Annotated in this window: 22 protein-coding genes; 12 read left to right on the top strand and 10 right to left on the bottom strand. The window is 70.3% G+C overall.

Translation table 11 applies throughout. The features are described from left to right. Positions 1-12 precede the first annotated feature (12 nt). The 4 genes from OHS16_RS05275 to OHS16_RS05290 all read left to right on the top strand — a co-directional run bounded on the left by OHS16_RS05275 (position 13) and on the right by OHS16_RS05290 (position 2,499). On the top strand, positions 13-519 hold the full coding sequence (locus OHS16_RS05275; protein WP_328535991.1) for a MarR family winged helix-turn-helix transcriptional regulator: 507 nt from the start codon (positions 13-15) through the stop codon (positions 517-519). Between the two features lie 141 nt (positions 520-660). Then, positions 661-840, top strand: a complete 180-nt coding sequence (locus OHS16_RS05280) for a hypothetical protein (protein ID WP_328535992.1) — start codon at positions 661-663, stop codon at positions 838-840. 232 nt (positions 841-1,072) lie between these two features. After that, positions 1,073-2,056 carry a glycosyltransferase family 2 protein gene (locus tag OHS16_RS05285; RefSeq protein ID WP_328535993.1) on the top strand — a complete coding sequence of 328 codons (984 nt, stop codon included), beginning with the start codon at positions 1,073-1,075 and terminating at the stop codon, positions 2,054-2,056. Next, the gene (locus OHS16_RS05290) at positions 2,053-2,499 is read left to right on the top strand and encodes a GtrA family protein (protein ID WP_328535994.1); all 447 of its coding nucleotides are present in this window, start codon (positions 2,053-2,055) and stop codon (positions 2,497-2,499) included. The genes OHS16_RS05285 and OHS16_RS05290 overlap by 4 nt, the downstream gene beginning before the upstream one ends. Here the strand turns inward: OHS16_RS05290 and OHS16_RS05295 are convergent. The 6 genes from OHS16_RS05295 to OHS16_RS05320 all read right to left on the bottom strand — a co-directional run bounded on the left by OHS16_RS05295 (position 2,474) and on the right by OHS16_RS05320 (position 10,981). After that, positions 2,474-3,964: a DUF6056 family protein gene (locus OHS16_RS05295; protein ID WP_328535995.1), complete on the bottom strand. Its 1,491-nt coding sequence runs from the start codon at positions 3,962-3,964 to the stop codon at positions 2,474-2,476. The genes OHS16_RS05290 and OHS16_RS05295 overlap by 26 nt on opposite strands. A gap of 264 nt (positions 3,965-4,228) precedes the next feature. Then, positions 4,229-5,380, bottom strand: coding sequence for an XdhC family protein (locus OHS16_RS05300; RefSeq protein WP_328535996.1), 1,152 nt, complete (start codon positions 5,378-5,380; stop codon positions 4,229-4,231). Between the two features lie 36 nt (positions 5,381-5,416). Beyond that, positions 5,417-6,868 (bottom strand): NCS2 family permease, encoded by a 1,452-nt coding sequence (locus tag OHS16_RS05305; protein WP_328535997.1) that lies wholly within the window; start codon positions 6,866-6,868, stop codon positions 5,417-5,419. A 218-nt stretch (positions 6,869-7,086) separates the two neighbouring features. Then, positions 7,087-9,495, bottom strand: a complete 2,409-nt coding sequence (locus tag OHS16_RS05310; RefSeq protein WP_328535998.1) for a xanthine dehydrogenase family protein molybdopterin-binding subunit — start codon at positions 9,493-9,495, stop codon at positions 7,087-7,089. Positions 9,496-9,497: 2 nt separating this feature from the next. Next, positions 9,498-10,091, bottom strand: a complete 594-nt coding sequence (locus OHS16_RS05315; RefSeq protein ID WP_328535999.1) for a (2Fe-2S)-binding protein — start codon at positions 10,089-10,091, stop codon at positions 9,498-9,500. Continuing rightward, positions 10,082-10,981 carry an FAD binding domain-containing protein gene (locus OHS16_RS05320; protein ID WP_328536000.1) on the bottom strand — a complete coding sequence of 300 codons (900 nt, stop codon included), beginning with the start codon at positions 10,979-10,981 and terminating at the stop codon, positions 10,082-10,084. The genes OHS16_RS05315 and OHS16_RS05320 overlap by 10 nt, the downstream gene beginning before the upstream one ends. 265 nt (positions 10,982-11,246) lie before the next feature. Between OHS16_RS05320 and OHS16_RS05325 the strand changes: the two genes are divergently transcribed. Together OHS16_RS05325 and OHS16_RS05330 are read left to right on the top strand one after the other, a co-directional pair. After that, positions 11,247-12,935 carry a PucR family transcriptional regulator gene (locus OHS16_RS05325; protein ID WP_328536001.1) on the top strand — a complete coding sequence of 563 codons (1,689 nt, stop codon included), beginning with the start codon at positions 11,247-11,249 and terminating at the stop codon, positions 12,933-12,935. 148 nt (positions 12,936-13,083) lie between these two features. Next, entirely contained in the window at positions 13,084-13,854 is a 771-nt protein-coding gene (locus OHS16_RS05330; protein WP_328536002.1) for a hypothetical protein, read from the top strand. Positions 13,855-13,942: 88 nt separating this feature from the next. Here OHS16_RS05330 and OHS16_RS05335 read toward each other — a convergent pair whose 3' ends face one another. Further along, entirely contained in the window at positions 13,943-14,731 is a 789-nt protein-coding gene (locus OHS16_RS05335) for a GntR family transcriptional regulator (RefSeq protein WP_443042562.1), read from the bottom strand. A 120-nt stretch (positions 14,732-14,851) separates the two neighbouring features. Here OHS16_RS05335 and OHS16_RS05340 point away from each other — a divergent pair, with 120 nt between their 5' ends. Both OHS16_RS05340 and OHS16_RS05345 read left to right on the top strand, forming a co-directional pair. Continuing rightward, on the top strand, positions 14,852-15,703 hold the full coding sequence (locus OHS16_RS05340) for a (2Fe-2S)-binding protein (protein ID WP_328536003.1): 852 nt from the start codon (positions 14,852-14,854) through the stop codon (positions 15,701-15,703). Between the two features lie 166 nt (positions 15,704-15,869). Beyond that, positions 15,870-16,949: a DUF2637 domain-containing protein gene (locus OHS16_RS05345; protein ID WP_328536004.1), complete on the top strand. Its 1,080-nt coding sequence runs from the start codon at positions 15,870-15,872 to the stop codon at positions 16,947-16,949. A 28-nt stretch (positions 16,950-16,977) separates the two neighbouring features. Here the strand turns inward: OHS16_RS05345 and OHS16_RS05350 are convergent, their stop codons facing one another. Continuing rightward, on the bottom strand, positions 16,978-17,376 hold the full coding sequence (locus OHS16_RS05350; RefSeq protein ID WP_443042563.1) for an ATP-binding protein: 399 nt from the start codon (positions 17,374-17,376) through the stop codon (positions 16,978-16,980). A gap of 160 nt (positions 17,377-17,536) precedes the next feature. Here OHS16_RS05350 and OHS16_RS05355 point away from each other — a divergent pair, with 160 nt between their 5' ends. Further along, on the top strand, positions 17,537-20,602 hold the full coding sequence (locus tag OHS16_RS05355) for an alpha-mannosidase (protein ID WP_328536006.1): 3,066 nt from the start codon (positions 17,537-17,539) through the stop codon (positions 20,600-20,602). Positions 20,603-20,648: 46 nt separating this feature from the next. Here OHS16_RS05355 and OHS16_RS05360 read toward each other — a convergent pair whose 3' ends face one another. Further along, positions 20,649-22,391, bottom strand: coding sequence for a pyruvate dehydrogenase (locus OHS16_RS05360; protein ID WP_328536007.1), 1,743 nt, complete (start codon positions 22,389-22,391; stop codon positions 20,649-20,651). Between the two features lie 96 nt (positions 22,392-22,487). Further along, positions 22,488-23,879: a protein phosphatase 2C domain-containing protein gene (locus OHS16_RS05365; RefSeq protein ID WP_328536008.1), complete on the bottom strand. Its 1,392-nt coding sequence runs from the start codon at positions 23,877-23,879 to the stop codon at positions 22,488-22,490. Positions 23,880-24,142: 263 nt separating this feature from the next. Between OHS16_RS05365 and OHS16_RS05370 the strand changes: the two genes are divergently transcribed. The 3 genes from OHS16_RS05370 (at position 24,143) to OHS16_RS05380 (ending at position 26,133) form a co-directional block, all read left to right on the top strand. Beyond that, a complete protein-coding gene (locus OHS16_RS05370) occupies positions 24,143-25,114 on the top strand; it encodes a helix-turn-helix domain-containing protein (RefSeq protein ID WP_328540723.1) in 972 nt (323 codons plus the stop codon). Positions 25,115-25,220: 106 nt separating this feature from the next. Continuing rightward, positions 25,221-25,700: a DUF456 domain-containing protein gene (locus OHS16_RS05375; protein ID WP_328536009.1), complete on the top strand. Its 480-nt coding sequence runs from the start codon at positions 25,221-25,223 to the stop codon at positions 25,698-25,700. Positions 25,701-25,758: 58 nt separating this feature from the next. After that, on the top strand, positions 25,759-26,133 hold the full coding sequence (locus OHS16_RS05380) for a PPOX class F420-dependent oxidoreductase (RefSeq protein WP_328536010.1): 375 nt from the start codon (positions 25,759-25,761) through the stop codon (positions 26,131-26,133). The last annotated feature ends 2 nt before the right edge of the window (positions 26,134-26,135 follow it).

A 26,135-nucleotide genomic window follows, 5' to 3' on the forward strand; every position in this document is an offset into this window, starting at 1 on the left:
AGGAGGGCCCAGATGGCCGAGGACATCGTCGCGGGGGTGATCCGGCAGTGGGAGGAGGTATTTCCGGGCCTGGACACCGGTCCGATGGCGGTGATCGGACGGCTCAATCGCTGTTCCGCACTGCTGCAGCAGGCCGCCGACGCACCGCTGGGACGCGAAGGGCTGTCGCGGCCGGAGTTCGATGTGCTGGGCACCCTGCGCAGGGTCGACCGCGAACTCACACCCGGCCGGATCGCCCGGGAGACGTTCGCCTCCGGCGCGGCGGTGACCAAGCGCGTACGGCAGCTGGAGGAACGCGGGCTCATCACCCGGCGGCCCGACGACCGGGACCGCAGAGTCACCCACCTCTCCCTCACCGACGAAGGCCGCACCCTCATCGACCGGCTGCTGCCCGACCAGCTGGCGTACGAGGCCGCCCTGCTGGAGGGTATCGATCCGCAGAGCCGGGAGGAGCTCTCCGCTTCCCTGGGCGAACTGCTTGTCCTTCTCGAAGGGCGGCTGGGCAGCCTGCTGGGCTGACCCGCTGCCCGGCAGGTCATGGGGGTCGTTCGCGCCTTCCGTGGAGATCCGGTGGTGCCCGGGGTGCGGCGGGCATACCCGGGCGTCCGGTGGGCATCAGCCGCAGGACCGGACCGCCCGCGATCGAAGGAACGTACGACAGTGGACTCCCACCCCACCCCTGGCTCCCCCATCTACGACCAACTGGTGCAGGAGCACGGCGATGTCCTCGCCGAGGCCCGCAAGCTGGCGATCGAGGCGCTGGAACAGGCGGACCCGGCACAGTACTGGGGCAGCGCTCCCGCCTGGCACCTCGCTCCGGAGGGCGCCAGGTCGGCGTAGGCGGGCTACTGCCGGCCGGCACTCGCGGCCGGGCGGGCAGCATCGGCCCACAGCGCTCGCCGGGGCCGTCCGGCCGGGCGGCCGCAGTGTGACCTCGCCGTGGGACGTCCCATTTTGGTGACGGCAGGCAACCCCGGCGCCCTCGACGCCGTTCTTCATGTGTGGCGAATCCCGTTGTCCAGGAATTGCACCGGACAGCACCGCTCGCATGACAGACACGGAGTGAATGACGATGGTCCATCTTTCGGTTGTCGTACCGTGCTTCAACGAGGCCGAGGTGATAGACGCGTTTCACAGCGCCCTCATCGCGGCGCTCGAACCGACCCGGGAGACATTCGAGATCTGCTACGTCGACGACGGCAGCAGTGACCGGACGCTGATGCGCCTGCGCCAACTGGCGGCGGAGGACTGCCGGGTGCGCTTCACCTCTTTCAGCCGGAACTTCGGCAAGGAGTCCGCGATGCTCGCAGGACTGCGGGCGTCCGGGGGCGACGTGGCCGTCCTCATGGACGCCGATCTGCAGCATCCGCCCGAACTCCTGCCGCGCATGCTGGAGATGCACCGGCACGGCTACGACCAGGTGGTGGCGCAGCGTGACCGTTCCGGCGAAGGGGCCCTGCGTTCCGCGCTCAGCCGTCTCTACTACCGGCTGGTCCGCCGCTGCATGGACGTCGAGGTCGTGGACGGGGCGGGGGACTTCCGGCTGCTCTCACGCCGGGCGGTGGACTGCGTGCTGTCGCTGCCCGAGACCAATCGCTTCTCCAAGGGCATCTTCTCCTGGATCGGCTTCGACTCCGTCAGCTTCACCTACCGTAACGTCGAACGCGCGGCAGGAGAATCGAAATGGGGTGGCCGCAGACTGCTCAACTACGGTATCGACGGGCTGCTTTCCTTCAACAGCCGGCCACTGCGCCTGGCTATCCACACCGGTCTCTGTCTGTTTCTTTCAGCGCTCGGCTATGCCCTGTGGATCATCGCGAACGTGATGCTCGACGGTGTCGACACGCCCGGCTATACGACTCTGCTCACCGCGATCGTCGCCCTGAGCGGAATTCAGCTCGCGACCCTCGGTGTCATCGGGGAGTACGTGGGCCGGATCTACCACGAGGCGAAACGCCGTCCGCACTACGTGGTCAGCGAGACGGAGCGATCCGGCGCGTTCTTCCCCTCCCGCTCCGCGCTGAAGACCGCGGGCCGGACCGGGCCGACCGCATGACCACCGGCACGGCCGGTGTGCCGAAATCCCGGACGCTCGGACAGTTCGCCGCCTTCGCCGCGATCGGAATCGCCAACACCGCCGTCTACTACGCCGTCTACGCGTCACTCAATCGCTGGCTGCCGTATCTGACTGCCCATCTCCTCGGCTGGGCCGTGAGTATCACCGGCTCGTTCCTGCTGAACTCGTACATCACCTGCCGCACCCGCCCGACGTGGCGCGCTTTCGCCCGCTATCCGCTCTCGGGTGCGGTGAACGTCGTGGGCAGCGGCGTGCTGCTCTACCTGGCGGTGAGCCAGCTGGGGATGAACGAGGACATCGCCGCGGTCGCGGCCGGAGTCCTCGTCACCCCCGCGTCGTTCCTCCTGGCCCGCTGGGCCATCGCCGCCGGTTCGGCGCCCGCACTGCCCGACCGGGTCACGGAAGCCGCGCCGACTCCGTGATCCTCGGTACGTGGTAGTAGCGGGCGACACACACAGCCGGCCAGCCCCCCGGCTTGCTGCCGAACGGCTCCAGCATCCGGGCGATGTGCAGCGGTTTGTACGGCAGCACTCCAGGGTGGCGTGCCGACTGCTCCCGCAGCCAGTGGTCCTGGCGGTCCCACTGCTGCGCCCTGACCTCCATACGCCTGCCCAGCGCATCCAGCGGAGCCGCCAGCGAGACACAGGCCGCCGCGCAGATCACCGCCGCGAGAACGGCCACCGCCCTGGGGCGACGCGTGCGCAGCTCCCTTCCCAGCAGGGCTCCGATCCCGACGAGCAGCAGTACGAAGAGCAGCAGATAGTCGTTCCACGTCCTCTCGGTGACCACCACGCGCCGTCCGAACACCGGATAGGTGATGACCGTGCAGAGATAGCCGGAAACCAGCAGGGCGAGCACCCCGGCGCCCGCCGTCAGGAGCGGCCTGCACGGCAGGAGGACCTGGCCGGCCCGGCCGCGCGCGGCGATCCCGAGCAGTAGCCCGGCGGCGACCGCCCCGGTGTACTGCCAGGTGGTGAGAACCGTGCCGAGGATGTGCTCGTACTGCCCGAGCGAGGCCGCGAGCGAGTGCGGGTCCAGCATCGACGTCCCGGCGCCGAACTTCTCGCGGCGATGGCGCGAGCCCGGCGATGTGACCAGCAGCAGCACTCCGGCGGCGACCCCCGCCATCGTGGCGACGGCCCAGCTCCGGGCCTGGCGCCGCACCCGCTCGGTGAAGAGCCGCCCCGCGATGAGTACCAGGGCCGAGAGCACCACCAGTACGACGACCGAGGTCTCCTCCGAGAGCGTCCCGAGGAACACGCCGGCGACCGCCGCGGCGCCGAGTGCGGCGATCCGTCCGTGGCGGCTGCGTGCCAGCAGGGGCGGGATGGCCGCGGCGCAGGCGAGCACCGGCGCGAGGGTGTGCGAGACGGAGGCGGCGGGCCAGTAGAACGTCTTGTAGGTGTTCGCCGAGGCGAAGAGGAAGACCGCAGCCGTCATGGACGCCACGAGCAGCGGCATCCCGCGCGGTACCAGCACCCCGGCCCGGCGCAGGCCGAGCGCCGTCACGGCCCACAGCAGGGCCAGCATCAGCACCCCACTGACCAGCCCGTACCACTGATGGCCGGCCACCCCCGGCTTCGCATACAGACCGACGAGCCAGCCGTTGGCGATACGCCCGTTGTCGGTGAAATAGAACTTGCCGGTGAGACCCGAGATGCCGTGGTCGCGTACATACGGCAGGAAGCACCATTCGTCGGCGCCGGGGCGCACGAACCTCCCCAGCGCGGCAGCCAGGGCGAGCAGCCCGATGGGCAGCAGGGAGAGCACACCGGCCCAGGACTCCACCACCATCCCGATGGGTCCGCGCGGGCCGGTCCGTGTCGCCGTCCGGGCGTCGTCGTCCGGCTGCCGCGGGATGGTGACGCTCGATGCGCCGACGGCCATGGGTACCACTGCCTCTCGGGGTTCTGTCCGGTCGGCCCCGAAGACGTGATTGGCTGCGATCCCGTTCCCGGCCGGCTCAGCCCAGGAGCGGGGGCTGGGCCAGTCGGGCCAGTTCCAGGGCCTGCTGGGGGAACCAGCCGCCCGCGGCCGGATCGACCGTCCCGCGCTCCGGATCCTCCGGCCCCGCCGTGCCACGCAGGCACAGTCCGTCCGATTGGCCCGGTCAAGACTCACGACTTATGCGAACCGCGCTCCGCGTCAGCCTCAGGCGACCGAGCCGATCCGGCCGGCCGGTCCGGCCCCGGCGTCGTGATGGATCGGGGTGTGCGCCCCGGTCAGCGGGACGCCGGTGCCGCCGCGCCGGTTGGCGACGATCTCCGCTCCGATCGACACCGCGGTCTCCTCCGGGGTGCGGGCACCGAGATCCAGGCCGATGGGCGAGCGCAGCCGGGCCAGTTCCAGCTCGGTCACCCCTGCCTCGCGCAGTCGCGCGTTACGGTCCAGATGGGTACGGCGCGAGCCCATCGCCCCCACATAGGCGACCGGCAGCGTGAGGGCCAGTTCGAGAAGCGGGACGTCGAACTTGGCATCGTGGGTGAGCACGCACAGCACCGTCCGGCTGTCGACATCGGCCGACGCCAGATAACGGTGCGGCCAGTCGACCACGATCTCGTCCGCTTCGGGGAACCGGGTGGCGGTCGCGAAAACCGGCCGGGCGTCGCAGACGGTGACCTGATAGCCGAGGAGCTTTCCCACCCGGACCAGGGCAGAGGCGAAATCGATCGCTCCGAAAACGATCATCCGGGGCGGCGGCACACTCGATTCGACCAGCAGAGTGAGTGGCCGGCCGCAGCGGGAGCCGTCCTCGCCGATGGTGACAGTGCCCGTGCGGCCCGCGTCGAGCATGGCGCGGGCCTCGCCCGCGGCCGTGCGGTCCAGCTCGGGATGGCCGCCGAGGGTCCCTTCGGGCGAACCGTCGTCACGGACCAGCAGGGCGCGTCCCATCAGTTCGTCCGGGCCGTCCGTGATGCGGACCATGGCTGCTGCCGTTCCCGCCGCCGCAGCGGCCAGCGCGGCTGCGTACACGGTGCGCGACGGTGCCTGCGAACGGATCGGGGTGACCATGATGTCGATGACTCCGCCGCAGGTCAGGCCGACGGCAAAGGCGTCGTCGTCGCTGTATCCGAAGCGCTCGACGACGGTCCGGCCGTCGTCGAGCGCCTGAAGGCAGAGTTCGTACACCGCCCCCTCCACACACCCGCCGGACACCGAGCCGATGGCCGTTCCCCGGCTGTCCACGGCGAGTGCGGCACCCGGCCTGCGGGGCGCGCTGCCACCGACCGCCACCACCGTGGCGACCGCGAATTCGCGTCCCTGCCCGACCCACCGATCGAGTTCTTCGGCGATGTCCAGCATCTGAGGCTCCTAACGGGGGTGTGGAGAGAGGCGGGCCTACTTGGCGCCGATCCAGCTCTCGATCGGGCTGAGCGCGAAGTACACGACGAACACCACGGTCAGCGCCCACATGAAGACGCCGACCTCGCGGAATCTGCCCTGTGCCGCCTTGATGGCGGTGAAGGAGATGACTCCCGCGCCGACACCCGCGGTGATGGAGTAGGTGAAGGGCATCAGCGCGACGGTCAGGAAGACCGGGACCGCCACCGCCCGGTCCGACCAGTCCACGTGCCGGGCGTTCTGCATCATCATCGCGCCGATGACGACCAGGGCCGCCGCCGCGATGGGCCCCGGGACGATCTGGGCCAGCGGAGTGAAGAAGAGGCCTCCGGCGAAGAACAGACCGGTGACGACCGAGGACAGACCGGTACGCGAACCCTCGCCCACACCGGTCGCCGACTCGATGAAGACGGTCTGGCCCGAGGCGCCGGAGACGCCGCCGATCATGCCGCCCGCCCCGTCGATGAAGAGCGCCTTGGAGAGGCCGGGCATCCGGCCCTTGTCGTCGGCGAGTCCTGCTTCGGTACCGACGCCGATGATGGTGGCCATCGCGTCGAAGAAGCCGGCCAGCACGAGGGTGAAGACGATCATGCCCACGGTCATGGCGCCGATCTGGCCCCATCCGCCGAACTCGACATGGCCGAAGAGGCCGAAGTCGGGCATGGAGACGGCGGAGCCGTTCAGCTCGGGGGCGGATCCGCCCCAGGCCTTCGGGCTGATGTCGGTGACCGCGTTGACGATGACGGAGAGAACCGTGCCGACGACGATGCCGATGAGGATCGCGCCGGGGATGTTGCGTGCCTGCAGCATGAAGATCAGCAGCAGCGTGACGCAGAAGATCAGTACCGGCCAGCCGGTGAGCTGACTGTTGGTACCCAGGGTGACCGGGTTGCCCTTGCCGACGAAGCCCGCGTTGACCAGACCGATCAGCGCGATGAACATGCCGATGCCGATGGTGATGCCGTGCTTCAGTGCCAGGGGGATGGCGTTCATGATGATCTCGCGCAGGCCGGTGACGACGAGCAGCACGATCACCGCACCGTAGATCACACACATGCCCATGGCCTGCGGCCAGGTCATATGGGGTGCCACCTGGGTGGACAGCACTCCGGAGACCGAGAGGCCGGCGGCCAGGGCCAGCGGCACCTTGCCGAGGAAACCCATCAGCAGGGTCGACACGGCGGCGGCCAGGGCGGTGGCGGTGATCAGTCCCGCGTGGCTGAGTCGGTGCCCTGCGACATCGGGGCCGCCGAGGAGAAGCGGATTGAGCAGGAGGATGTAGCACATCGCCATGAAGGTGGTGATGCCGCCGCGCACCTCTCGCGCGACCGTGGATCCTCTGTCCGTTATGTGAAAGTACCGGTCGAGCCAGGACCGTCCGGCGGGGATGCGTGTTCCGTTGCCTGCATCCTCGGCCGTCGTCCTCGGCTCCACAGACTGCTGGGTCATGGTGCCTAACTCCCAAGGTTCAAAGGGGCACCCACAGGGAAATCGGTTCTGCGGGTTTTGGGATGTGCGATGGGCTGCACGACCCGGGGGACGGCCCGAGACGAACTGGGTACTTCTTGTGGGGGCGAGGACCGCGAGCGGAGCGGTACTGGTGGGTTCCGGGCGGCGTGTGCCGGGAAGTGTGACGTTCCTGAGTGGCATACGCCGCCCGGAGCGTGTCAGGTGCCGGTGAGATGTTCCGGGCGCACCGGCGTCCTGTTGAGCTCGAGCCCTGTCGCGTTCCGGATCGCCGCGAGGACGGCCGGGGTCGACGAGAGGGTGGGAGCCTCGCCGATGCCACGCAGTCCGTACGGCGCGTGTTCATCGGCCAGTTCGAGCACGTCGACGGGGATGGTCGGCGTGTCGAGGATGGTGGGGATCAGATAGTCCGTGAAGGACGGGTTGCGTACCTTCGCGGTCTTCGGGTCGACGATGATCTCCTCCATGACCGCGACGCCCATGCCCTGGGTGGTACCACCCTGGATCTGGCCGAGCACGGACAGCGGGTTGAGCGCCTTCCCGACGTCCTGGGCCACGGCGAGTTCGATCACCTTGACCAGTCCGAGTTCGGTGTCCACCTCGACCACGGCGCGGTGGGCGGCGAAGGAGTACTGGACATGGCCGTTGCCCTGGCCGGTCCGCAGGTCGAAGGGCTCGGTCGGCCGGTGCCGCCACTCCAGTTCGAGGTCCACCGACTCGTTCTCGAGTACGTCGACGATGTCCGCCAGGACCTCACCGCCGTCGGTGACGACCTTGCCGCCTTCCAGCAGCAGTTCCGCCGTCGCCCAGGCCGGGTGATAGGTGCCGAACTTGACCCGGCCGAGCTCCAGGACCTTCTCGCGGACGTTCTCGCAGGTGTGCTTGACCGCGCCGCCCGTCACGTAGGTCTGACGGGAGGCGGAGGTCGATCCCGCGGAGCCGACCTGGGTGTCGGCCGGGCGGATGGTCACCTGCGAGACACCGAGTTCGGTGCGGGCGATCTGCGCGTGGACGGTGACGCCGCCCTGGCCGACCTCGGCCATCGCGGTGTGCACCGTCGCGACGGCTTCGCCGTTGATGACCTCCATCCGCACCCGTGCGGTGGAGTAGTCGTCGAAGCCCTCGGAGAAGCCGACGTTCTTGATGCCGACCGCGTAGCCGACTCCGCGCACCACGCCCTCTCCGTGGGTGGTGTTGGAGAGCCCGCCCGGCAGCGCGCGGACGTCCGCCTGCTCGCCGGCCGCGAGCCACTGCTGCTCGGGCGGCAGCGGACGGGACTTGACCAGACGCAGCAGTTCGGCCACCGGCGCCGGGGAGTCGCAGCTCTGCCCGGTGGGCAGCAGGGTGCCCTGCTCCATGGCGTTGATCCGGCGGAACTCCACCGGGTCCATGTCGAGTTCCGCCGCGAGCTTGTCCATCTGCGCCTCGTAGGCGAAGCAGGCCTGGACCGCGCCGAATCCGCGCATGGCGCCGCAGGGAGGATTGTTGGTGTAGAGGGCGACGGCCTCGATGTCGACGTCCTCGATGACGTACGGGCCGGCCGAGAGGGAAGCGGCGTTGCCGACGACGGCCGGGGACGCGGAGGCATAGGCGCCGCCGTCCAGCACGATGCGGCACTTCATGTGCGTGAGCTTGCCGTCCCTGGTGGCCCCGTGCTCGTAGTGCAGCTTCGCCGGGTGGCGGTGCACATGGCCGAAGAAGGACTCGAAGCGGTTGTAGACGATCTTGACCGGCTTGCCGGTGCGCAGCGCGAGGAGGCAGGCGTGGATCTGCATCGACAGGTCCTCGCGGCCGCCGAACGCGCCGCCGACACCCGAGAGCGTCATCCGGATCTTGTCCTCGGGCAGGCCGAGGACAGGCGCGATCTGCCGGAGGTCCGAGTGCAGCCACTGGGTGGCGACGTAGAGGTCGACGCCGCCGTCCTCCGCGGGTACGGCGAGGCCGGACTCGGGGCCCAGGAAAGCCTGGTCCTGCATGCCGAAGACGTAGTCGCCCGAGACGATGACATCGGCCCGTTCGGCGGCTGCCGCCGCGTCGCCGCGGACGATCGGCTGGCGGTGCACGATGTTGGGGTGCGGAACATGCCCGATGTGGTGGTCGTCGCGGTTCTCGTGGATCAGCAGTGCGCCGGGTGCGGTCGCGGACGCCTCATCGGTGATGACGGGCAGTTCGGCGTAGTCGATCCTGATCTTGGCCGCGGCCCGGCGCGCGGTCTCCGGGTGGTCAGCGGCGACGATGGCGACCGGTTCGCCGTGGTGGCGGACCCTGCCGTGGGCGAGTACCGGGGTGTCCTGGATCTCCAGGCCGTAGTTCTTCATCCCGGTGGGCAGGTCGTCGTAGGTCAGCACGGCGTAGACACCGGAGGTGGCAAGCGCCTCCGAGGTGTCGATCGACCTGATCTCGGCGTGCGCCGTGGTGGAGCGGAGCGTGTAGCCCCACAGCATGTCCTCGTGCCACATGTCCGACGAGTAGGCGAACTCACCGGTGACCTTGAGGGTGCCGTCGGGGCGGAGCGTGGACTCCCCGATGCCGCCTCTGGTCTTCGAGCCCTGCTTGATGCTGGTGGGGGAACCGCTGGGAGCGGTGGTCGCCCGTGTCTGGGAACCCATGATCAGACCGTCTCTTCCTGGCGTGCGGCGGCGAGGCGGACCGCGTCGAGGATCTTCTCGTAGCCGGTGCACCGGCAGAGGTTGCCGGAGAGCGCCTCGCGGATGTCCGCGTCGGACGGGGAGGCGTTCTGCTCCAGCAGTTCGTCGGCTGCCACCAGCAGTCCCGGGGTGCAGAATCCGCACTGCACCGCGCCGGCGTCGATGAACGCCTGCTGGACCGGGGCGAGTTCGGCGGCCTCGCCGGTGCGCCCGTCGGTGGGCCTGGCCTCCCAGCGCTTCGCGGCGTCCAGGGTGGTGCCGCAGGCGCCCGAGGCGCAGCCGGTACCGGGGTGGGCGTCCTCGCGGTGCTTTGCGTAGTCGGCGAGGCCTTCGACGGTGACGACCTCCCGGCCCTCGACCTGTCCCGCCGCGACAAGACAGGAGCAGACCGGCACGCCGTCGAGACGGACCGTGCAGGAACCGCACTCGCCCTGCTCGCAGGCGTTCTTGGAACCGGGCAGCCCCATGCGCTCACGCAGCACGTAGAGGAGGCTTTCGCCCTCCCAGACGTCGTCGGCTTCCTGCTGACGGCCATTGACCGTGAAATTCACGCGCATGATGCGTCTCCCTCAGTGCCGCGGCCGTTGCCGCGGTAGGACTCCCAGGTCCAGCCGAGCGTGCGGCGGGCCATGATGCCGACGGCGTGACGGCGATAACTCGCGGTGCCCCGGACGTCGTCGATCGGGTTCGCCGCGCCGGCGGCGAGATCCGCGAACTGCTTGGCGATCGACGGAGTGATGATCTTTCCGCTCTCCCAGAACCCGCCCTCTTCGAGCGCCGCGTTCAGGAAGTCCTCGGCCGCCTTCGCCCGGATCGGGGTCGGAGCGGCCGAACCGATACCGGTACGGACCGTGCGGGTCTCGGGGTGCAGCGCGATACCGAACGCGCACACGGCGATGACCATCGCGTTGCGGGTGCCGACCTTCGAGTACTGCTGGGGGCCGTCGGCCTTCTTGATGTGGACCGACTTGATGAGTTCGTCCTCGGCGAGCGCGTTGCGCTTCACGCCGGTGTAGAACGCGTCGATCGGGATCAGCCGGGCGCCACGCACCGACTCGACCTCGACCTCGCAGTCGGCGGCGAGCAGGGCGGGGTGCGCGTCACCCGCGGGCGAAGCGGTGCCCAGGTTCCCGCCGACCCCGCCCCTGTTGCGGATCTGCGGCGACGCGACGGTGTGCGAGGCGAGCGCGAGACCGGGAAGTTCCGCGCGCAGGTGCTCCATGATCCGGGCGTACGGGACGGAAGCGCCCAGCCGGACGTTCTCCTCGCCGACCAGCCACTCGCTGAGTTCACCGATGCGGTTCAGGTCCAGGAGGTACTCGGGACGGCGGTGGTCGAAGTTGATCTCGACCATGACATCCGTGCCGCCTGCGATCGGCACAGCCGTCGGGTGCTCGGCCTTGGCGGCGAGCGCCTCCTCCCAGCTGGCGGGGCGAAGGAAGTCCATGAGGTGGCTCTCTTCTTCTCATTCGGGGTGTTCGCTGGGGCCCGGGGACGGCCGGCCCTCGACTGGACGTTCATCTGCTGTTAACGGTTGATGGCACAAGTACACAAGGCGGACCGTGCCGGGTGCAGTCACCGAAACCATGAAGGAGTTGGCTGGTGACCTTGGTCGTCTTGTATGTTCGAACGAAAGACCGGCTTCCGTTACCTCTCCTAATCGAACCGGCACCTTCCGGACACGGCGGACTACACAGATCGGCGGCGACGAGATGCGGCTGCGCGCACTGCTGGAAACCGATGCGCTGGGCCTGCGGCTGCTCGGTGGCGATGATGAACTCGACCGCACCGTGCGCGGTGTGATGACCACGGATCTGCGTGACCCGAGCCGGTATCTCACCGGTGGCGAGCTGGTGCTGACCGGACTCGCCTGGCGGCACAGCGCCGAGGAGTCCGAACCGTTCGTCAGGATCCTGGCGGGCGCCGGGGTGGCCGGGCTCGCGGCGGGCGAGGCCGAGCTCGGCGATGTGCCCGACGACCTGGTGGCGGCGTGCGCGCGCCACCGGCTGCCGCTCTTCGCGGTGAACGAGTCGGTCGCCTTCGCCACCATCACCGAGTACGTCGTGCGCCAGGTGTCCGGCGAGCGGGCCGGGGATCTCGCGGCCGTCGTCGACCGGCACCGCAGGCTGATGACGTCCGGCCCGGCGGGCGGTGGCCCCGATGTGGTGCTCGACCTGCTCACCAGCGATCTCGACCTGCATGCCTGGGTGCTCTCCCCCACCGGCCGCCAGATCGCCGGCGCCGGTGCCCCGCTGGCGGCGGATGTGGGTGCGCTGCTGGCGGCCGGGCATCTCGCGGCGACCCGCACCGGGCGCCGCGGGCCGCACCGGGTGACGGTCGAGGGCACCGCGTACTCGCTGTTCCCGGTCCGCAGCGGCGACCGTGGCGCGGCACCCGCGCCACGCGACGAGCGGGAGACGGTGCTCTCCGATTGGCTGCTCGCCGTGGAGGCAGACGCCGGCGACTGGCCGGCCGCCCGGCTGGATCTGCTGCAGGGCGTGACCCAGCTGATCGCTGTGGAGCGGGACCGGCGAGACGCGGCCCGCACGGTACGGCGCAGGCTCGCCCAGGAAGTGCTCGAACTGGTCCAGTCGGGAGCGGCGCCCGCCGATATCGCGGCGCGGCTGAGGGTTGCGGCCCCGGTGCTGCTGCCGGGTCTCGGCTCCGCGCCGCGCTGGCAGGTCGTGGTGGCCCGTGTCGAGTGGGACGAGAGGGTTGGCGCGGCGATCGAATCCGGCCCGGTCGCACAGTCGCTGCTCGAGGAGATCCTCGTCGAACAGACGCTGTCGGACGGTGCGACGGCTTCCGGCCCTTCCGACCGCATCGCGGTGGCCCATTCGGGTGATGAGGCGATCGCTCTCGTACCCCTCCCGGCTCTTGCGTCCGATACCGGGGGCGACGACGCGGGACTGCACGCGGACGCGCTGCTCGGCGCGGTGCGCGAGCCGCTTTCGGCGGGACTGGCCGGCGACGGACGGCTCACGCTGGGTGTCTCCGCGTGCGTGCACTCGGCCGAGGGACTGCGTGGCGCTCTCGAGGAGGCCAGGCACGCACGCCGGGTGGCCGCGGCGCGGCCGGGCCGGGTGTGCGCCGCCGGACACCATGAGCTGGCCTCGCATGTCCTGCTGCTCCCCTTCGTTCCCGACGATGTGCGGCGCGCCTTCACGGCCAGGCTGCTCGACCCGCTGCGCGACTACGACCGCCGCCACAGGGCCGAGTTGATCCCGACCCTGGAAGCTTTTCTGGACTGCGACGGTTCCTGGACCCGCTGTGCCGCCCGGCTGCATCTGCACGTCAACACTCTGCGCTACCGGGTGGGCAGGATCGAGCAGCTGACGAGCCGTGATCTCTCGCGTCTCGAGGACAAGCTCGACTTCTTCCTGGCGCTGCGGATGAGCTGACACCCGGGCGCCGGGCGCCGCAGCGAGCACCAAGATTGTGAATTGATTCACCCGACCCCTTGGCCCGGCGTGCCATTCCGTGCTGAGATGCGCGCAGACCCAACGGCTCGACGGCGCGCTCGGGGAGGGCGATGTGGCCTATACCGCCATGTCTGGTTACGGAACGACAGCTGCTGACGATCCTCCGCTCCAGACCGCGGTATGGCGGCTGCGCTCACGCGGCTGCTGGGTGGACGCGGCCGCCCTGCTCGAACCGCACGCGAAGCATGACGCCGAAGCGGCCCTGCACAGGGCGGCGTTGCTGATCGAGCGGTGCCTGTACACGGAGCAGGGCTGGACGGACGCCGAGGACGCCCTGCGCACGGCGGAGGCGCTCGCGAGGGACGACGAGGCACGGGGTGCCGCGGCCTGTGAACGCGGACAGCTCGGATACGCCTCCACGCTGCTGGGGGTGCGGGACCGGGCCGACGAGGCCCGTGCGGCGCTGGGCAGGGCTGCGGCACTGCTGGCCCCCGGCGCCCCGGGCAGACCGCTGCTGGACTTCCGCCGGGGGCTGATCGCACAGAATCTGGCCCACTCCGCTCAGTCCGCGCGGGCGGCCTTCCGCCGGGCCCATGCGGGCGCGACGGCACACGGCCAGACGCTGCTGCTGTCCTGCACATGGCGTCATCTGGCGTCGCTCGCGCTGCGCGAGGGTGAGCTGGCGGAAGCGCGGCACGGGTTCGCCGAGTCGCTGCGGATCCGCGAAGAACTGGGCTACCTCGTCGGTACGGCGCCGGCTCTGGCCTCGCTGGCCGAGACCGAGCCCGAGCCCGAGGCCACCCGGCTGCGCGCGGAGGCCGCCCGGCTGTACCGGCTGCTGGACGGTGTGCCCACCTGGCTCGCCTCGCAGCTCTCACCGCCTGCCGCGGCGGTCTGAGTGCCGACCGCGCCCGGGCGCGGGTCCACCCCGCTCGGGCCGCGCGATCTGCCGGTCCGCCCCCTCGGCCCGCGCGAGCCGGCCGCGGTCAGCCCGCCGCGCCCGTGAAGTGTTCGCGTACCAGGGACTGGACGACCGGCAGATCGCGGGCGACGAGCGCGTCGAGCAGCGCAGCGTGTTCCGAGGCGTCGGCGAGGAGATCGGCCCGGCGGAGGGCAGGGGCGCTCACCAGGGGCCACTGGGCCCGCCGGTGCAGATCGTCGGCGACCTCGACCAGCCGCCGGTTTCCTGAGAGCGCGAGCACCGCGGCGTGGAAGGCGCGGTCGGCCTCCGCGTAGCGCGCCCGGTCCCCGATCGCCGCCGCCGCCACCGAGGCGTCCGCCAGGGGACGCAGCTCGGTCCAGCGGTGGGCCGGTACGGCGCGGGCCAGTCGCAGCATGACCGGGACCTCGATCAGTGCGCGCACCTCTGCCAGCTCGGACAGTTCCCGCGCACTGCGTTCGGCGACCCGGAAGCCGCGATTGAGAACCACCTCGACCGCCCCCTCGACGGCAAGCTGCTGCATCGCCTCCCGCACGGGGGTGGCCGACACGCCGAAGCGATCGCCGAGCGCGCGCGCCGAGTAGATCTCGCCGGGGACAAGCTCCCCGCCGACCAGGGCATCACGCAGGGCATCGAGGATCTGGCCGCGCACGGAGTGGCGCCGGACCTGCCCGGTCCCGGCGGCCACGCACGGCACGGCGGACCCGGTCGGCTCGCCATGGGTGTGCTCGCCCCTCGCCTGCTCCGGGACGCACGCCCGTCCTGCGGACAGGGCCTGCTCGGCGGGGCGCACCGACGCAGCGGGTACGGCATCGCGAGCTCCGCCCTGTTCCACCTGGGTCCTCCTCCTGTGTCCTGTTCAGCACGATAGGCGCACCGGGCGCCAGTTCAAACATCAATCGGATCCGATAAGGTAAGGCTTACCTGCTGACGATCGCGATTCGGTGGTCCCTGCATGACCGTCCCCACACTGCTGCGCACCCCTGTCACCGCCGCCTACGAGCGTCTGTCCGAGGCCTTTCCCGGGCTGTCGGTGACCGAGCTGTGGGAGGCCGGGCAGCCCCCGGCGTCCGGCGGCTGGGTCTCGGCGGCCGGGCTCGCGGCCGGCGGCGAATCGGTTGACGCCTTCCTCGCCTGGGACGAAGACCAGGTACTGCGGGACTACGGGCAGCAGGCCCGTCCGGATGTCGTCGCCAGTTTCGGGTTCCACCGCTATGCCTGGCCGGCCTGTCTGCTCTTCACCGTCCCCTGGTTCCTGCTCCGCAGGGTGCCCCGCCTCCCCGTCGGCTCGGTCTCCTTCCAGCGCTCGGAGGGCCGGATGGCGGTACGGACCGGTGCGTTCGCCTGCCTGCCCGACGATCCCGCGGCCGAACTGCCACAGGCGCGGGTCGTTCCGGACGAGGAGGCGCTGCGCGCCGAGGTGCGGGCAGCCGTCGCCGAGCACCTGGGGCCGGTCCTGGAGGGTTTCGCGCCCAGGATGCGGCGGGGAAGGCGGGCCCTTTGGGGCATGGCGACCGACGAGATCGTCGAGAGTCTCTGGTACCTGGCCCATCTGCTCGGCGATGAGCGGCGCGGGATCGCGGAGCTGGAACAGCTCCTGCCGGGAACCACCACGCCCTTCGTCGGCACCGCGGGCTTCCGCGAACTGACCGGGCCCCAGGGCCGCGCACTGCCGACCCGTGACCGGGCGAGCTGTTGTCTCTTCTACACCCTGCGCCCCGAGAGCACCTGCATCACCTGTCCCCGCACCTGCGATGCCGACCGCGTCGCCTCGCTCGGCGCCGACACCCCTCCTTCGGCTGACTGAATTCGAACGCAACTCGCCTTGTACGGAGGGGAGTTCGAAAAGATCGCACCTATCCGGTGTTCCCCGGACCACGATGGCGTCGTGTTGCCGCGAAACCCCCTGAGGACCCTGAGATCTGGGCCAATATGGCGGCCGCAAGGCACTGACGCGATGCAAGGGACACCGCATGCGACTGACCGACATATCTCTGGACTGGCTGCTCCCCGGTGGCGTGATGATCGCGGGGGTCCTGGTCGCGGTGGCGGTGCTCGCGCGCGGCAAGCGCGCCGCTGACAAGGCCTCGCCTGACGACAGCTGGGAACGCAGCGAGGAACGCAGACGGCACAAGGAAGCGGTCTATGGAACCGCCTCCTATCTGCTGCTGTTCTGCTGCGCGGCGGTGGCCGCCGCGCTCTCTTTTCACGGCCTGGTCGGCTTCGGCCGGGAGAATCTCGACCTCTCCGGAGGCTGGGAGTACCTCGTTCCCTTCGGCCTCGACGGCGCCGCCATGTTCTGCTCGGTACTGGCCGTACGCGAGGCGAGCCACGGTGACGCGGCGCTCGGCTCACGCCTGTTGGTGTGGACGTTCGCCGGTGCGGCCGCCTGGTTCAACTGGGTGCACGCACCGCGCGGGCTGGACCACGCGGGCGCCCCGCAGTTCTTCGCGGGGATGTCGCTCTCGGCCGCGGTGCTGTTCGACCGTGCGCTGAAGCAGACCCGGGTGGCCGCACTGCGGGAGCAGGGGCTGGTTCCGCGTCCGCTGCCGCAGATCCGGATCGTACGGTGGCTGCGTGCCCCCAGGGAGACCTTCAGCGCCTGGTCGCTGATGCTCCTCGAGGGTGTGCGGACCCTGGACGAAGCGGTCGACGAGGTCCGTGACGATCGCAGGCAGAAGGAACAGGACCGTCTGCGCAGGCGCGAGCACGACAAGCTGGAGCGGGCCCATCTGAAGGCCATCAACCGTCAGCACCGGGCCTTCGGGCGCGGCGGCCGTCAGGTGGAGGTGGCGGGCACGGCATCCTCGGTGAACGCGGCGCAGGCGGTCGCGGAGCCCGCCATATCCGAGCCAGGACAACCGCCGTCCTTACCCGCGCCATCCCCCTCGGAGCTGCCGACGCCACGCAAACGGTCGCGGCCCTCCCTCCAGGCCGTGACCCGCGCTGAGTCCGGTCCCGTCGACCTCACCGCCGAGGACGACACCCAGACCCTGCCCCGCCTCGACTCCCTGGAGCAGAAACTGAAGGACCTGGAGCAGCAGTTCGGCTGAACCGGTTCGACGGTGGCCGGGTGGTACGTCACACCCGGCCGCCGTCGAGTTCGAACCAGATCACCTTGCCCACCTCGCTCCCCCTGACGCCCCAGTTGTCGGCGAGCGCCTCCACCAGGACCAGGCCGCGGCCGCTCGTACCCCCCTCGGTGTCCGGTGTGGGCCGCTGTGGCATGCCGGGCATGCAGTCCCGCACCTCGACCCGTAAGGTCGACGGCCCGACGCTCGCGGTGACCTCCGCCCCCCGGTCGGTGTGGATCAGAGCATTGGTCACCAGTTCGCTGGTCAGCAGCTCCGCCACATCCGCGGCCCCCGGGCCGCCCCAGTGCCGCAGCAGGTCGCGCAGTTCGCGCCGTACGCCGGTGATCGCGGGCAGATCAGCATGCCCGAGTCTGCTGTGCAACTCCGTCGTCTCCCCCACCCGCACGTCGGAAAACCCTCTCTCGCTCGATCGGCCTCACGAGATGGATGCCCGGCTGCCGGGCGCTCACGCATGACAGCGCTTTCCGGGCCGGGTGGGTGCCGGGTGCTCTGCCGGGGAAGTGAAGCGAAGAACGTCTCGCCGAGCCGATCCTGTAGGAGCCGCGATGCACGACGACCGAGCGCTGGTTGAGGGCCGCCTGGAGCGGGCCCTGCGCCAGTTCATCCGCCCCGCGCAGTACGCGGACCGGGTGCCCCTCACCCTGTCCGTGTGGCATGCGCCGGGCGAACCTGTGCCCGTGGCGGAGGCGCTGAAGGGCAGGTACGAACCGTTTGCGACCGGCACCGAGTGGGGCAGCCCCTGGTCCACCAGCTGGTTCCGTCTGGAGGGCGCCGTCCCCGACTCCTGGGCCGGGCGCCGGGTCGAGGCGGTGATCGACCCCGGGTTCACCGGGGACGGCCCCGGGTTCCAGGCCGAAGGGCTGGTGCACGATGCCGGCGGGATCCCCGTCAAAGGCATCCATCCGCGCAACCGGCATGTGCCCGTCGCGGCCCCGGCGGCCGGTGGGGAGCAGGTGCATCTGCTGCTGGAGGCGGCGGCCAACCCGGCGGTACTGCACGACTACGAGCCGACCCTGCTGGGCGACGTACTGACCGCGGGCGACCAGCCGGTCTACCGGTTCGCCTCCGCCGATCTCGCCGTGCTCGACGAGAACGTCTGGCATCTGGTGCTCGACATCGAGGTGCTCTCCGAACTGATGCGGGAGCTGCCCGCCGACCGGACCAGGCACCACGAGATACTGCGCTCCCTCGAGGACATGCTCGACGCGCTGGACCTGCACGATGTGGCGGGCACGGCAGCAGCCGCGCGGAAGGCGCTGGCGGACACGCTGGCCAGGCCCGCTGCGGCGAGTGCCCACCGGATCTCCGCCGCCGGCCATGCTCACATCGACTCGGCCTGGCTGTGGCCGCTGCGCGAGACCGTGCGGAAGGCGTCCCGCACCTTCGCCAATGTGACCGCGCTCGCCGGGGACTACCCGGAGCTGGTCTTCGCCTGCTCCCAGGCGCAGCAGTACGCCTGGGTGAAGGAGCACCAGCCGCACATCTGGGAGCGGATCAAGAAGGCGGTGGCGGACGGCAACTGGGCGCCCGTCGGCTCCATGTGGGTCGAATCCGATGCCAACATGCCGGGCGGTGAGGCCCTTGCCCGGCAGATCGTGCACGGCAGGCGCTTCTTCGCCGAAGAACTGGGTGTCGAGACCGAAGAGATCTGGCTGCCCGACTCCTTCGGTTACACGGCGGCCTTCCCGCAGCTGGCCAAACTTGCCGGGATCAAATGGTTCCTCACCCAGAAGCTGTCCTGGAACCAGGCGAACAAGATGCCGCACCACACGTTCTGGTGGGAGGGTATCGACGGCACCCGTGTCTTCACCCACTTTCCTCCGGTCGACACCTACAATTCGCAGTTCCACGCGACCGAACTGGCCCACGCCGAGCGGAACTTCGCCGACAAGGGACGGGCGACACGCTCGCTGGTGCCGTTCGGCTGGGGTGACGGAGGCGGCGGGCCGACCCGGGAAATGCTGGAGAAGGCACGCAGGCTGAGGAATCTCGAGGGCTCTCCGCGGGTCGAGATCGAGAAGCCCTCCGCCTTCTTCTCAGCGGCCGAGGAGGAGTACGGAGCGCAGGCACCGGTCTGGTCGGGTGAGCTGTATCTGGAGCTGCACCGGGCCACGTACACCACTCAGGCGAAGACCAAACAGGGCAACCGGCGCAGTGAACACCTCTTGCGTGAGGCCGAGTTGTGGGTGACGACCGCCGCGCTCAGGGCGCCTGGCTACGTCTGCCCCCATGACGACCTCGACCGCATCTGGAAGACGGTACTGCTGCACCAGTTCCATGACATCCTGCCGGGCTCGTCGATCGCCTGGGTGCACCGCGAGGCGCGGGATACGTACGCCCGTGTGCGGGAGGAGCTGGAGGGGATCATCTCGGACGCGGTGGCCGCCCTGGGCCGGACTCTTCCCGGCACTGCCGCCCGCCCGATGGCTCTCAACGCGTCGCCCTACGGACGCAGCGAGGTCGTGGAGATCGAGGGCGGCGCACTGGGGTTCGTCGACGTACCACCGCTCGCTTCCGCTCCCGTCACCGATTCGGCAGGCCCTCATACGGTCACCGCCCACCGTGAACCGGCCGGAATCGTCCTGGACAACGGGCTGCTGAGAGTCGTGGTGGACGGCGACGGGCTGCTGTCGTCGGTGCGGGATCTGACCGCTGACCGTGAGGTCCTCGCTCCAGGCAGCCGGGGCAATCTGCTGCAGCTGCATCCCGACCACCCGAACCAGTGGGACGCCTGGGACATCGACAAGCACTACCGGCGCCGGCACACGGATCTCACGGACACCGATTCGGTGGAACTGGCCGAGGAGGGGCCGCTCCGGGCGACGGTACGGGTGGTGCGGACCTTCGGGAAGTCCCGTATCACCCAGGAGCTGCGGCTCAGCGCGGCGAGCCCGCGCCTCGATGTCGTCACGGATGTCGACTGGCAGGAGTCGGAGAAGGTACTGAAGGCCGCCTTCCCGCTCGATGTGCACGCCGAACGGTCCACCGCCGAGATCCAGTTCGGGCATGTGCACCGCCCGACGCACACCAACACCAGCTGGGACTCCGCACGATTCGAGATCTGTGCGCACCGCTGGCTCCGGGTCGCCGAGCCGGGGTACGGCGTCGCGGTGCTCAACGACTCGACGTACGGCCATGATGTGACCCGTACCGCGCACCCCGACGGTCTGGGCACGACCGTACGGCTGACGTTGCTGCGTGCTCCGCACAGCCCCGATCCGGAGACGGACCTCGGTACCCACCGCTTCAGCTACGCGCTGCTGCCGGGAGCCGATGCGACACAGGCGGTCCGGGAGGGGCTGGCGCTCAATCTGCCGCTGCGGATCGGCGGGGCCCCGGAGCTCGCACCGCTGATCTCCACCGACCACCCCGCTGTCACGGTCGAGTCGGTGAAGCCGGCGGAGGACCGCAGCGGGGATGTCGTGGTCCGGCTCTACGAGTCCGCCGGCGGCCGTGCGGACGCGACGGTACGCATCGGTTTTCCGGTGGCGCGGACGCAGATCACCGATCTGCTCGAGCGGCCGCTGCAGGACGCGGAAGCCGGTGAGGAGGGGCTCGCGGTCAGTCTGCGGCCCTTCCAGATCCTGACACTGCGGCTCCGCCCGGCGTGACGGCCGCCGCTCGCCCCGGTGCCGTTGCCGGGGCGAGCGGCGCTGCTCACGGCCGGGGCATGTTCCGCAGGTTGGAGCGGGCCATCTGTACCATCCGGCCCACCCCGCCGTCCAGCACGATCTTGGAAGCGGAGAGCGCGAAGCCCGTGACCATGTCGGCACTGATCCTCGGTGGGATGGAGAGCGCGTTCGGGTCCGTCACCACGTCCACCAGCGCGGGGCCCTTGTGCTTGAAGGCGTCCTTCAGCGCACCGGCCAGCTGTTTGGGCTTCTCCACCCGGACGCCGTAGGCGCCGGCGGCCCGGGCGATGGAAGCGAAGTCGGGGTTGTGGTTCGCCGTGCCGTACGAGGGCAGGCCGGCCACCAGCATCTCCAGCTCGACCATGCCGAGGGACGAGTTGTTGAAGAGGACCACCTTCACCGGCAGGTTGTACTGGACCAGCGTGAGGAAGTCACCCATCAGCATGGAGAATCCGCCGTCGCCCGACATGGAGACGACCTGCCGGTTCCGGTCGGTGAACTGCGCGCCGATGGCCTGCGGCAGTGCGTTGGCCATCGAGCCGTGGCTGAACGAACCGATCACTCTGCGCCGCCCGTTGGGCGAGAGATATCGCGCTGCCCAGACATTGCACATTCCCGTGTCGACAGTGAACACCGCGTCCTCGTCGGCGAGTTCGTCCAGCACCGAGGCCACGTATTCGGGGTGGATCGGAATGTGCTTCTCGACCTTGCGGGTGTAGGCCTTGACCACACCTTCCAGAGCATCCGCGTGCTTCTTCAGCATCTTGTCGAGGAATGTGCGGCTGGTCTTCGCCCGGACCCGGGGCATCAGCGCCAGCAGCGTCTCGCGGACGTCCCCCCAGACAGCGAGGTCCAGCTTGGTGCGCCGCCCGAGGTGCTCCGGACGGACATCGACCTGAGCGATCTTGACGTCGTCGGGGAGGAAGGCGTTGTACGGGAAGTCCGTGCCCAGCAGGATCAGCAGATCGCACTCATGGGTGGCCTCGTAGGCGGCGCCGTAGCCGAGAAGTCCGCTCATGCCGACGTCGTACGGATTGTCGAACTGGATCCACTCCTTGCCGCGCAGTGCGTGTCCGACCGGCGACTTGATCCGCTCGGCGAACTCCATCACCTCCGCATGCGCGCCCGCCGTTCCGCTGCCGCAGAAGAGGGTGACCCGCTCCGCCTCGTCGATCATGCGGGCCAGCTTCTCGATCTCCGCTTCGCCCGGCCGCACCGAGGGGCGCGAGGTGACCAGCGCGTGCTCGATGCCCTTGGCGGGAGCCGGGGCGGACGCGATGTCGCCGGGGAGGGTGACCACACTGACGCCGCCGCGGCCGACGGCGTGCTGAATGGCTGTCTGCAGCAGCCGGGGCATCTGCTGCGGGTTGGAGATCATCTCGCTGTAGTGGCTGCACTCCTGGAACAGCCGGTCGGGGTGGGTCTCCTGGAAGTACCCGAGGCCGATCTCGCTGGAGGGGATGTGCGAGGCGAGGGCGAGCACCGGCGCCATCGAACGGTGGGCGTCGAACAGACCGTTGATCAGATGCAGGTTTCCGGGACCGCAGGAGCCGGCGCAGGCAGCGAGCTTCCCGGTGATCTGAGCCTCGGCGCCGGCCGCGAAGGCAGCGGTCTCCTCGTGCCTCACCTGAATCCAGTCGATGGCGGAATTTCGCCGGATGGCGTCCACGACAGGGTTCAGGCTGTCGCCGACCACTCCGTAGAGGCGCTCCACACCCGCGCTGACGAGGATGTCGACGAACTGCTCCGCAACGTTCTGTTTGGCCATGACTCCATCAACCCATGACCGCCGCGCTCGCGCCCGCATTACTACGCCTCTTCATGAAGTCGGGCTCATGGGGCCCGGCCCGCGGAACGCGGCCGGCTACGCCTCCCAGACCGCGGCGGCCGTACGGTCGTCGGCGTATCCCTTGACCCGTACCTGCGCATCGGCGAGGAACGCGGCGAGGCCCGGCGGCTCGGCGGGTCCCCAGCGTTCGGCCAGCTCACCGGCCAGGGCCGGTTCACCGCGCAGCGGATCCGCGAGGCCCGAGCTGCACAGCAGCAGGGTGTCTCCGGGGCGTGCGACGGAGGCCCGGAAACGAAAGGGCTCGCTGGGCGGCGGTGGGGGGCTCCCGGCGAACGGGGACGGAGGCCCGGTGACACCAAGATCCATGGTCAGCCGGTCGCCGTCGGGGGTTTCGGACGGCTCGGATCCGAAGCCGACGACGGCATCTCCGGCGGCGGCGGACCGTCCGGGCGGCGTCGGCTCCAGGTCCTGCCAGACTCCGTCGCGGAGCCGGAAGAAACCGCCTTCGCCGACGCCGAAGAAGACCCGGGTGCGGCAATCGGGGTCAGCGGAGAGCAGCAGACAGCGCAGACTCGCGGTGTATTCGTCCGCCTCGAGGCCGAGCTCGGCGGCGCGGGCCCGCAGCTTGCCGTAGCCCCGCCCGGTGAGCCGGTGCAGCCCCGATTTGAGATCGCCTCTGCGGCCTGCCCTGATGTCCTCCGAGAGCCGTACCTGGCTGCGTCCGACGGCCCCGCCGATCCAGCGGCAGGCGGCGGCCGCCGCGAGATGCGCGCTGTCCGACGCACGCGCACCGCCCGCGACGGCCACCAGGACGAGCGCACTCGCGCCTTCGCCGAAACGCGCCGTGAACAGGGCGTCGCGTCGCGGCTCGCCGCGGTAGCGGGCGGAGTCGCCGCGCACGGAGGCGGCGCGCAGGGTGTAGGAGCCGTAGCGCGCGCCGTCCAGCACGGTGTCGGAGATCAGATCGGCCAGGGCATCGGGGTGTGCGGCCGGCAGGGCGGTGGGCTCGGCCGCGTAGGTCGGCGGGCCGTCACCGACATGAGTCACGGCGGGACTCTGCCGGGGGATGTGCACGGGCTCCGGCACTGTGGATGCCGGCGGAGAAGCGGACGGAGTCGCCGCGGGTGGCGGTGGAGCCGGGGTCTCCGGCTTCCGGGGCGCGGCCACCGGCCGGACCGGCAGGCGCGGTGGAACGGTTCCCAGCGGCGGCCACTCGTCGGGGGGCGGCTCCCACGGGGCGCGCGCGGGTGCGACGGGGTCTTGTGCGACAGGGTACGGAGGCCGCGCGTCCTCCGGCTCTCGCTCCGGGCCGGCGTCAGGTGCCTCGTTCACCGTGTCGGCCACGGATTCGAATCGGTCGTCGAGGCTTTCACCGACGGCGGCGGCCCCCTGACCGTCGTCGGTCTCCTCGTACAGCCGGCTCCACCAGTCGTCGGTGGCGGCCGGCTCCTCCCCCTGTTGACTCATGCCCCTATTGTCCATCGATGGGGTGGTCGCGGTACAGAGTGCGCCCTATTGCCCCCGCACAGGGCCCGGTTCACCCGTACGGGTTTCGACATCGCCCGCCCGCACCGCAGTTGTGCCCCGTCACCGTGAGCAGCTGGGCGGGTTGCCGCCTGCGGTTTTCCCCATCGGTCCGATCACCCTGGCAGGAAGTGGAGTTGAACCTGGATGATGTGCCGCGGCGGGAATCCGCCGTGACTCATCTCCGCCACTGGATCGAGGTCCCCGTGCTCGGCGTCATAGGTCTGGACGATCCACAGGAGACGGCGTACCGCGCGCTGGTCGCACTGGGCGCGGCGGAGGTCGCCGATCTCGCGCACCGGCTCGCGCTCTCCGAGTCCGATACCGAGCGCGCCCTGCGGCGGCTGGAGCGGCACGGTCTGGCCTCCCGGTCGTCCGCCCGCACCGGCCGGTGGGTCGCCGCCCCTCCCGGGGCCGCGCTGGGCGCGCTGCTCAGCCGGCACCGCAGGGAGCTGGCGCAGGCCGAGGCGGCGGCGGAGCTGCTGGCCGGCGAGTTCCGCACGGAGGCGCCGGAGCCCGGCGTGCTCGACCTGGTCGAGGTGGTCACCGGGGCGAACGCGGTCGCCCAGCGTCTTCTGCAGTTGCGGTTGGGGGCGGTGGACGAGGTCTGTGCGCTGGTCACCGGTGGTGATCCGGCCCCTGGCGGCTCCGGGGGCGGGGAGACGGCGCCGGGGGTCTCCCACCGCACGGTGCTGGAGCGGGTGGTGCTCGAAGCGCCCGGCGGGCTGGCCGAGCTGACGGAAGCGCTGGGCCACGATGAGCAGGTCAGGATCGCCGACCGGGTACCGGCGGCGCTGGTCCTCGCCGACCGGTCCCTGGCGATGGTCCCCCTGGCCGTGGGTCAGGAACCGGCTGCGCTCGTGGTCCATGAGAGCAGCCTGCTGGAGTCGCTGCAGTGGCTGTTCGAAGCGGTGTGGCGGGATGCGCTGCCACTACGGCTCGGCGACCGCGGTGAACCGGCCGTGGACACAGGCCCGGGGCCCGACGCCATCGATCTGGAGATCCTCTCGCTGCTGCTCGCCGGAATGACGGATGTCAGCGTTGCCAAACAGCTGGAGCTGGGACTGCGGACCGTGCAGCGGCGGGTGAAGGGGCTGATGGAACTCACCGGGGTCACCACCCGGCTCCAGCTGGGCTGGCACGCGTACGAGAGGGGCTGGGTGTCGCGGGTCGGCTGAGCACGAGCGGGTGCCCTCCTGGATGCTCCGCCGCAGGTCGGATGCCGTGCTGCCGCAGGTCGGATGCCGCGCTGCGGGAGCGGCACACTTCCGTCAGGCTGGGCAGATGAGTGTGTGGCAGCTGCTCGCGGTGGGCCTGCTGATGCTGCTCGGCGTGATCGGTGTGCTGATCCCGGGCGTTCCGGGGCAGGCGATCGTCTGGGCGGCTGCGGCCTGGTGGGCGCTGAGCGACACCACCGGGCTTGCCTGGGCCGTGCTGGCCGGCGCGACCGGTGTCCTGCTGCTCAGTCAGGCGCTGCGGCCGCTGCTGCCTCGCCGCCCCCGGGAGGCCGGGGTGCCGCGCAGGACCGTCTACGTCGGTGGCGCCGGTGGGATCGTGGGGTTCTTCGTGCTGCCCGTGATGGGCGCGATCGCCGGATTCATCGGCGGGATCTACCTGGCGGAGCGGGTCAGGCTCGGCAGCCACGGCGCCGGCCGGGCCTCCACCCGTACGGTCATGCGGGCCGTCGGTACGCCTCTGCTGGTCGAGCTCTTCGCCTGCCTGCTGGTCTTCGGCGGCTGGCTGGGCGCCCTGATCGCCGGTTAGCGGATCCCGGGCTTCCCTGCCGGCCCAGGACGGCACCTGCACGGGCGATGCTTGGTACATGAGCGAATTCACCGAGGTCGAACGCACCTATCTCGCCGGGCAGCATCTGGGACGGCTGGCCACGGTCGATCCACAGGGCCAGCCGCAGGCCAATCCGGTCGGTTTCTTCCCGCAGGACGACGGCACGATCCTGATCGGCGGCTACGCCCTGGGAACGACCAAGAAGTGGCGCAATCTGCAGGCGAACCCCCGGGTCGCGCTGGTGGTCGACGATGTGGTGAGCGTGCAGCCCTGGAAGGTGCGAGGAGTGGACATCAGGGGTGAGGCCGAGCTGCTGACCGGACCGCACGATCTGGGACCGCACTTCAGCGAGGAGCTGATCCGTATCCACCCCAAGAAGATCCACAGCTGGGGTCTTGACCAGGATCGCTAGCC

Source organism: Streptomyces sp. NBC_00344, from assembly GCF_036088315.1.
In the GTDB taxonomy this organism is placed as follows: domain Bacteria; phylum Actinomycetota; class Actinomycetes; order Streptomycetales; family Streptomycetaceae; genus Streptomyces.